The 1,790-nt window shown below is 40.4% G+C and carries 1 protein-coding gene; it reads right to left on the bottom strand.

Annotated elements, in window-relative coordinates; genetic code table 11:
• Positions 1-163: 163 nt before the first annotated feature.
• Positions 164-1,790: DNA internalization-related competence protein ComEC/Rec2 (locus QZ359_RS08780; RefSeq protein WP_293965880.1), on the bottom strand; the 1,627-nt coding region annotated here is incomplete at its 5' end.

Below are 1,790 nucleotides of genomic sequence, written 5' to 3'. Positions count from 1 at the left end.
CTGAAAAAGACCAATAGATCATAAACTAACTAATTAAAGGGTTTTTACTAATTTTTAATAGTTTTATATCATTAAAATTGAATACGCTTTCATTATATCGTTTTTATCATTATTATGCAACAGATTTTTAGTTTATTTTACTAATATATAATATTTGTCCTTCCTATCGAACGCTTTCGATTTTCCAACTATTCCACCCCTTAAAGCGTATAGCCCCTTGCTGGTCAGTTCGGTAAACTTTGCTATTGATAGTTTCTAGTCGTGTCAAAGTTTCCTGATGGGGTAATTTCGTTCGATTGTTCTTTCCAACTGAGATGAGAGTGATCTCTGGTTTGAGCTGTTCTAGAAAGGCTGAACTTGATGATTTTTTAGAGCCATGTTGGCTAGCTTTCAAAACATCCACCTCTAAGTCAGGATATTGCTTCAGCAAGTCCTTCTCTCCTTTCTCCTCCAAATTTCCGGTGAAAAGAAAGTGCTTATCCAAGAGTTTCCCATACAGAACTATGGAATCTTCATGACCTCCATCTCCAATTTTCCTTGGATATAGGACTTCTAACTGACTTCCAAAAATTGGCAAGTTCTCTCCCGCTGACATACTACGAACCTTGGTTTGAGTCGCCTGTAGTTCTGCCACAAATTGCTTCTGCTTCAGACTGCCTTTTGATACTAAGATCTCCCCTACATGGAAAGCCTTGGTCACCTCCAACAAATCACCAACATGCTCCTTGTCCGTATTGGTCAAAATTAGCTGGTCAATCTTGGCTACTCCTCGACTTTTGAGATAGGGAATCAAGGTTCGTTGAGCATTGCTGGTCGTCGTCTTTTCTTGCCATTTTTCGATTTTCTTATCAGATTCTGCCTTGCCACCTACATCTATGAGAATGGTTTTACCAGTTACATCCCGTAGGAAAATACTTTCTCCTTGCCCAACATCCAGCATGGTAATTTCATTTTCCAGTGGATGCTTGGTCAAGAAAAAGAGACCCGTAATCAATAAGCTAAAGCCAGCTACTCTTTTGATATTTTTCCTCAAATCATAGATCAAAGCCAAGGAAATTAACAATAAGATTAAAAGCCATGCATTGGGTTGTCCAAAGACTAGAGGTCTACTCGCCACCTGTGACACCAAGCGAATCATTCCTTCCAACCATTCAAAAATAAAATTTAGCTGAATGACTGGATAGAGAAAGGAAAAGACAAATAAGATAGACAAGAGCGGTAAGAAGACCAAGTCAAAAAGAAAGGAAAAGACAAAGGTCAAAAGGATGGACCAAGGCTGAAATTCCGCGAAATAGAAGGATAGAATGGGTAATATTCCCAAAGAAATAACCAGACTTTCTCTGGCAATAGCCTTGAGCCCCTCCCCTTCTTTGCTGGTCATGGTCAAGATAAAAGCATAAGCGCAGGACAAGACTCCTCCTGCAGTCAGGAAAAAGTTGGGCATGACGATAAAGAGGACAAGCACCGTCAAGGCAAAATTATCCAAGCCCTTAACACCATGTTGAGCCAGTAGCTTTTGCAGGAGACTGCGAATGACCGAAGCTGAAAATCCTGTCAGCCCTGCATAAATAAGGGAAAAGGGATAAGTCAGCCATTTCAACTTTTCTTGGGTCAAGCCCAATCGCAAGAGAAGTTTCTTAAAACCGTCCATGAAAAAACCTACCTGCATACCCGACAAGGCAAAGAGGTGGATAATTCCTAGACTAGAATAAAGTTCATTCATCTCCTTAAAGTCGGTGTCCAGATGTCCTAGTAAGAGCCCTGTCATGTAGTTCCGCATAGGGTCTGGA

Origin of the sequence: Streptococcus sp. (assembly GCF_019414905.1) — a bacterium.
Lineage (GTDB): Bacteria > Bacillota > Bacilli > Lactobacillales > Streptococcaceae > Streptococcus.
This window is presented reverse-complemented; position numbering and strand designations above follow the sequence as displayed.